Annotated in this window: 4 protein-coding genes; 2 read left to right on the top strand and 2 right to left on the bottom strand. The window is 71.9% G+C overall.

The genetic code is table 11. The features are described from left to right. Positions 1-61 precede the first annotated feature (61 nt). Positions 62-1,492, top strand: coding sequence for a glycoside hydrolase family 18 protein (locus IE286_RS24345; protein ID WP_189798921.1), 1,431 nt, complete (start codon positions 62-64; stop codon positions 1,490-1,492). A 164-nt stretch (positions 1,493-1,656) separates the two neighbouring features. On the opposite strand, the gene IE286_RS24350 is transcribed toward IE286_RS24345, so the two are convergent. Continuing rightward, on the bottom strand, positions 1,657-3,078 hold the full coding sequence (locus tag IE286_RS24350) for a GH1 family beta-glucosidase (protein WP_189798922.1): 1,422 nt from the start codon (positions 3,076-3,078) through the stop codon (positions 1,657-1,659). A 254-nt stretch (positions 3,079-3,332) separates the two neighbouring features. Next, positions 3,333-4,370: a LacI family DNA-binding transcriptional regulator gene (locus tag IE286_RS24355; protein WP_189798923.1), complete on the bottom strand. Its 1,038-nt coding sequence runs from the start codon at positions 4,368-4,370 to the stop codon at positions 3,333-3,335. 481 nt (positions 4,371-4,851) lie between these two features. Here IE286_RS24355 and IE286_RS24360 point away from each other — a divergent pair, with 481 nt between their 5' ends. Beyond that, positions 4,852-6,174, top strand: a complete 1,323-nt coding sequence (locus IE286_RS24360) for an ABC transporter substrate-binding protein (RefSeq protein ID WP_189798924.1) — start codon at positions 4,852-4,854, stop codon at positions 6,172-6,174. Positions 6,175-6,244: the final 70 nt, after the last annotated feature.

A 6,244-nucleotide genomic window follows, 5' to 3' on the forward strand; every position in this document is an offset into this window, starting at 1 on the left:
CCACGGGCGTTCCCCCCACGGGAAGTCCCGCACCCCCGTAGTGCACAGCGAAGGCAGACACATGAGCACCCATCGACGCAGGATCAGTGGCAGGCACAAGGCGATAGGCGGCCTCGTGGCCGCGGCCCTCGCCGGCGGCGGCGCGCTCGCCCTCACCGCCACCGCACAGGCGGCCGGTGTCGGTGCCGCGTACACCAGGACCAGCACCTGGTCCACCGGCTACACCGCGCAGTACGTCGTCACCAACGACGGCGGCGACGCCACGAAGGACTGGACGCTGGAGTTCGACCTGCCGGAGGGCGCCAGGCTCTCCTCCTTGTGGAACGGACAGTTCGAGGTCAGCGGGCAGCACGTCACCGTCACACCCGCCCGCTGGGACACCGAGGGGCTCGCCCCCGGCGCCTCGGTGACCGTCGGCTTCGTCGTGCAGGGCACCGGCGACCCCGCCGGCTGCCGCATCGACGGCGCGCAGTGCTCCGCCGGCACCGGCGCCACCCCCGAACCCAGCGGCCGCCCGACCGTCGCGCCCACCCCGACGCAGACCCCCACCGCGTCCGCCACGCCCACCTCCCCCCAGCCCCCGGGCACCGGCACCACCGCCGCCACCGGTTTCTCGCCCTACGTCGACACCTCCCTCTACCCGGCCTTCGACCTGGTGGCGAGCGCCGACGCGACCGGGGTGAAGAACTACAACCTCGCCTTCGTCACCGACGGCGGCGGCTGCACCCCGAAGTGGGGCGGTGTCACCGACCTCGCCGACAACGCCGTGGCCGCACAGATCGGCGAGCTGCGCGCCAAGGGCGGCGACGTCCGGGTCTCCTTCGGCGGTGCCACGGGCACGGAGCTGGCCACCACCTGCTCGTCCGCCGACGAACTGGCCGCGGCCTACGGCAAAGCCATCGACAGGTTCCAGCTCACCAAGGTCGACTTCGACATCGAGGGCGGCGCACTGCCGGACACGGCCGCCAACACCCGCCGCGCCCAGGCCATCGCCGAGCTCCAGCGGCAGCACCCGGACCTGGACGTCTCCTTCACCCTGCCGGTCATGCCCGAGGGACTGACCCAGGACGGGGTGAACCTGCTGTCCGACGCCGCGTCCCACGGCGTGAGGATCTCCGCCGTCAACGTCATGGCGATGGACTACGGTGCCTCCTACAGCGGGGACATGGGCACCTACGCGGAGCAGGCCGCCACCGCCGCCCAGGCCCAGATCAAGGGCGTCCTCGGCCTGTCCGACAGCGACGCCTGGAAGACGGTCGCCGTCACCCCGATGATCGGCGTCAACGACGTCTCCTCCGAGGTCTTCACGGTCGACGACGCCGCCCAGCTGGTGTCCTTCGCGAAGTCCAAGGGCCTGGGCTGGCTGTCGATGTGGTCGGCCACCCGGGACAAGCAGTGCCCGGGCGGCGCCAAGAACACCGCCGACCCGACGTGCAGCTCCATCACCCAGGACCCGTACGCGTTCAGCACGGCGTTCGCCGCCTACGACTGACGCGTCCCGAGGCCCCGTGGGGCGCGGCACTCCCCGGTACGACCCCGCGTGCCGCGCCCCGCACATCCCCCGCCGAGAGGCTTGGCGTCCCGTACGGCCGGTCGGGCCCCCCGCCCACCCCGGTCAGGCCTCCCGCCCGGCCGTACGGGCGCGACGTGCGGCGCTCAGGCCTCCACCGACGGCAGCCGGCCGGTGCGGGCCGCCTCGCCGTACCAGTGGGCGCTGCTCTTCGGGATGCGGTCGAGCGTGGCGTAGTCGACGTAGACCGCGCCGAAGCGCTTGCCGTACCCGTAGGCCCACTCGAAGTTGTCCATGAGGGACCACAGGTAGTAGCCGCGGACGTCGGCCCCGTCGGTGACCGCCCGGTGCACCGCCGAGAGGTGGCTGTGCAGATAGGCGATGCGTTCGGGGTCGTGGACGCGGCCGTCGCCGTCCACCTTGTCGGGGTAGGCCGCGCCGTTCTCGGTGATGTACAGCGGAACCCCGGGAGCCTCGCGGCTGTACCGCATGATCAGCTCGTACAGCCCGTCCGGGTCGACGGTCCAGCCCATGTCCGTCTGCTCGCCCGGCGTCCGATGGAACACCACGTCCTCCGAGCCCGGCCACGGCGAGTACGGGCTGTCCCCGTGGCCGTCGGCGCGCGGTCCCTCGGGCTGGGTGGCGGCGGACGACACCAGCTCCGGCGTGTAGTAGTTCAGGCCGATCAGGTCCAGTGGCTGTGCGATGGCCGCCAGGTCGCCGCTGCGGACGTGGTTCCAGTCGGTGACCGGCCGGGTCGCCTCCAGCAGGGTCTCCGGGTAGGCGCCGTGGAGCATGGGGCCGTGGAAGATGCCGCAGGCCAGGTCGTCGATCCGGCGGGCCGCGGCCAGGTCCGCCGGGTCCTGGGTCAGGGGGCGGACCACCTGTGAGTTGAGGCTGATGCCGACACGGGCGCCGGCCGGCAGCACCGAGCGCAGCGCCTGCGCGCCCAGTCCGTGCGCAAGGTTCAGATGGTGCGCGGCGCGCAGGGCGGCGCGCGGGTCGGTACGGCCGGGGGCGTGCACGCCGGAGGCGTAGCCGAGGAAGGCGCTGCACCACGGCTCGTTGAGCGTCATCCACTGCCGCACGCGGTCGCCGAGCGCCTCGCCGACGAGCTGTGCGTACTCCGCGAACCGCAGCGCCGTCTCCCGCTCCGGCCAGCCGCCCGCGTCCTCCAGTTCCTGGGGCAGGTCCCAGTGGTAGAGGGTGAGGGCGGGCGTGATCCCGTGGGCGAGCAGCTCGTCCACCAGCCCGCGGTAGAAGTCCAGGCCCGCCTGGGAGGCCGGGCCCCGGCCGCCGGGCTGCACCCGCGGCCAGGAGACGGAGAAGCGGTAGGCCTTCAGGCCCAGCCGGGCCATCAGGGCCACGTCGTCGCGGTAGCGGTGGTAGTGGTCGACAGCGATGTCACCGGTGTCGCCGCCGGCGATCTTGCCCGGCGTGTGGCTGAAGGTGTCCCAGATGGAGGGGGTCCGGCCGCCCTCCGCCACGGCGCCCTCGATCTGGTACGCGGAGGTCGCCGCGCCCCAGAGAAAGTCACGGGGGAAGGCCACGGTCTTCGGTTCGGGCATGGAATCGCTCCCACGGGTCGGGTGGAGGCCATTATGCATGGGAGCGCTCCCATAGCCCAACGGGGACACGCCGGGCGGAAGGCGCACGGAGGAGGCGGAGTCGCGCCGGGACGGCACCGGCGATACGGAGCCGCGCCGGTGTGCCCCACGGCCGGCCGGCGACCGGCCGCCCGGACCGCCGCCGCGAGCGCCGCGGGTCCGCGGCGCCCCCAGGGGCCTCAGGGCGGCCCGTAAACGGCCCTGGAGACGGCCCTTCAGGCAGACGCCCGGACGATCAGCTCGGTGGGCAGGACGACCTCGTGCCGGCCGGTGCCCGAACCGGCGATCTCGTCGAGCAGCAGGCTCGCCATGGCGCGGCCCATCTTCTGCAGCGGCTGGCGGACGCTGGTCAGCGGGGGATCGATGTGCCGGGCCACGATCGAGTCGTCGAAGCCGACCACGGCGACGTCGTCGGGCACCCGCCGCCCCGCGGCGCGCAGTTCGAGCACGGCGCCCGAGGCCATCACGTCCGAGGCGGCGAAGACGGCGTCCAGGGCGGGGTGGCGGCGCAGCAGTTCGCGCATGGCCGCCCGGCCTCCGCCCTCCGTGAAGTCGCCGTGCGCGACGAGTTCCTCCCCGGCGCCGGCCTCGCGCAGGGCCGCCCGGTAGCCGTCGAGCCGGTCCCGGGCCGCGTCCATGTGCAGCGGCCCCGTGATGGTGCCGACGGCGGCGCGGCCGCGTCCGAGCAGATGCCGCACCGCGTCCCGGGCGCCGCCCCGGTTGTCGCAGCGGACGTGCCGCAGCGGCTCCTCGCGGCTGCGCCGGCCGGCCAGCACGGTCGGCACCGCCAGCTCCCGCAGCCGGTCGGGCAGGGTGTCCTCGCTGCGCACCGACATCAGCAGCACGCCGTCCACGCGCTGCGCCGACAGGTAGTCGGCGAGGCGTGCGTACTCCTTCTCGTCCCGCGGCAGGACCAGCAGCATCTGCATCCCGGAGTCCGCGAGTCCGGCGGACACGCCCGTGATGATCCCCGAGAAGTACGGCTCGGTGAACAGCCGGGTCTCCGCCTCGGGCACGACCAGGGCCACCGAGTCGGTGCGGCGGGTCGCCAGGGAGCGTGCGGCGCGGTTGGGGACGTACCCGAGTTCCGCGATGGCCCGTTCCACCGCCGCCCGGGAGCGGGCGCTGACCTTGGGGGAGCCGTTGATCACCCGGGAGACCGTGCCCCGGCCGACCCCGGCGCGGGCCGCCACGGCGTTCAGCGTCGGGCGCCGGGTGCCCGCGGTGCTGGAGCGGGATTCGGCAGGGCTCATCGTTCACCTTCCGGCGTTCGGTGCGGGCGGCTTCATTCTGGCCCGGAGATTTCCGACGGCGGCCGGGCCGCCCGCCCCATTGCCGGCTCCCGGTCGTGATCACCTTTGTGACCTGCGTAAATCCTGAATGATACGGGGGTGTTCCGGCGTCCCGGCACGACACGTTCCCGTGACGTGCGGAACACGCTTGGGCAACAACGCCGTTTTCAAGTCTTGACACCTGGCCCGGCAGGAAGGAGTCTTCCGGCATGCCGCGTGGGAGCGGTCCCACGGGTGGTCCCGGGGGGTCGGGCCCGTGTGGCCCAAGCACCCCATGGCCCTTCCCTCTACTTCGCATGGCGCACCGTTGACCAGCAGCTTTCACCGCACGCCGCGTGCTGTGGGCCGGCCGCTGCTCGAACCGAGAGGGAGGTCCGAGCCGTCGGACGCCGGCGGTCTGATTCCTGAGGTCCCGTTCCCCACTGGAACAAGGAGTAGTGGAATGCGCATCACCCGAACCGGCGGCGGTCGCGGCCGCAGGACCGTGGCCGTGACCACGACGGTCCTGACGGCCTCGGCGCTGCTGCTGACCGGCTGCAGCAGTGACGACGGCGACTCGGACGCCTCGGACTCCAACGGGAACATCACCCTCACCGTGGCCGACTACGGACAGTTCGGCTACAAGGAGGCCGGGCTGTTCGAGAAGTACCACAAGCTCCACCCGAACATCACGGTGAAGGAGCAGACGACCGCCAACGAGGAGGACTACTACCCGAAGCTCCTTCAGCAGCTGAACTCGAACAGCGGTCTCGCGGACGTCCACGGCATCGAGGTCTCCCGCATCAAGGAGGTCGTCGACACGCAGGCGTCCAAGTTCGCCGACCTGAGCAAGATCATCGACGTCAACGACTGGGTGTCCTGGAAGGAGAAGCAGGCCACCGCCAAGGACGGCACGGTCATCGGCGCCGGCACCGACATCGGCCCGATGTCGCTGTGCTACCGCCGGGACCTGTTCGAGAAGGCCGGCCTGCCCACCGACCGCGAGGCCGTCGCCAAGGCCGTCGCGGGCGGCTGGGAGGACTACATCAAGCTCGGTGAGCAGTACAAGAAGAAGGCGCCCAAGGGCACCTACTTCATGGACTCCGCGAGCGCGATGTTCAACGCGGTCGTCAGCTCCAGCAGCCAGCAGTACTACGACGCGGACGGCAAGCCCGTCTACAAGGACAGCGCCTCCGTCAAGAAGGGCTGGAACCTGGCCGCCGAAGTGGCGCAGAAGAAGCTCAGCCAGGGCGTCCACCAGTTCGACCCGCCGTGGCAGCAGGAACTGCGCAAGGGCACCATCGCCACCGTGGTGTGCCCGGCCTGGATGGCGGCGCAGATCCAGATCTACTCCGGCGACGACTACAAGGGGAAGTGGGACATCACCCGTGCGCCGGGCACCACGGCGGCCAACTGGGGTGGCTCCTTCCTGGCCGTCCCCAAGAGCGGCAAGCACGTCAAGGAGGCCATGGAGCTGGTCAAGTGGCTGACCGCGCCCGAGCAGCAGGCCGAGGTCTTCAAGGCGATCGGTGTCTTCCCGTCCAACAAGGGCGCCTATGAGCTGGCGAGCGTGAAGAACGCCAAGCTGCCGTACTTCAACAACGCGCCCATCGGCCAGATCTACGCCGAGGAGGCCAAGTCCATCCCCGAGGCGGTGCTCGGCCCGAAGGACGGCATCATCAAGGACACGATCGGCAAGCAGATCAACAACATGGAGCAGCGCGGCACCAAGCCCGACGACGCGTGGAAGGCGGCGACCGAGACGATCGACAAGGCGATCGGCTGACCCCGGCCGCGGGCGGCCCGCCGGCCGCCCGGACCGGGGCCGCCCGCCGGCCGCCCGCACCGGGGCCGCC

This window comes from Streptomyces thermodiastaticus (genome assembly GCF_014656135.1).
In the GTDB taxonomy this organism is placed as follows: domain Bacteria; phylum Actinomycetota; class Actinomycetes; order Streptomycetales; family Streptomycetaceae; genus Streptomyces; species Streptomyces thermodiastaticus.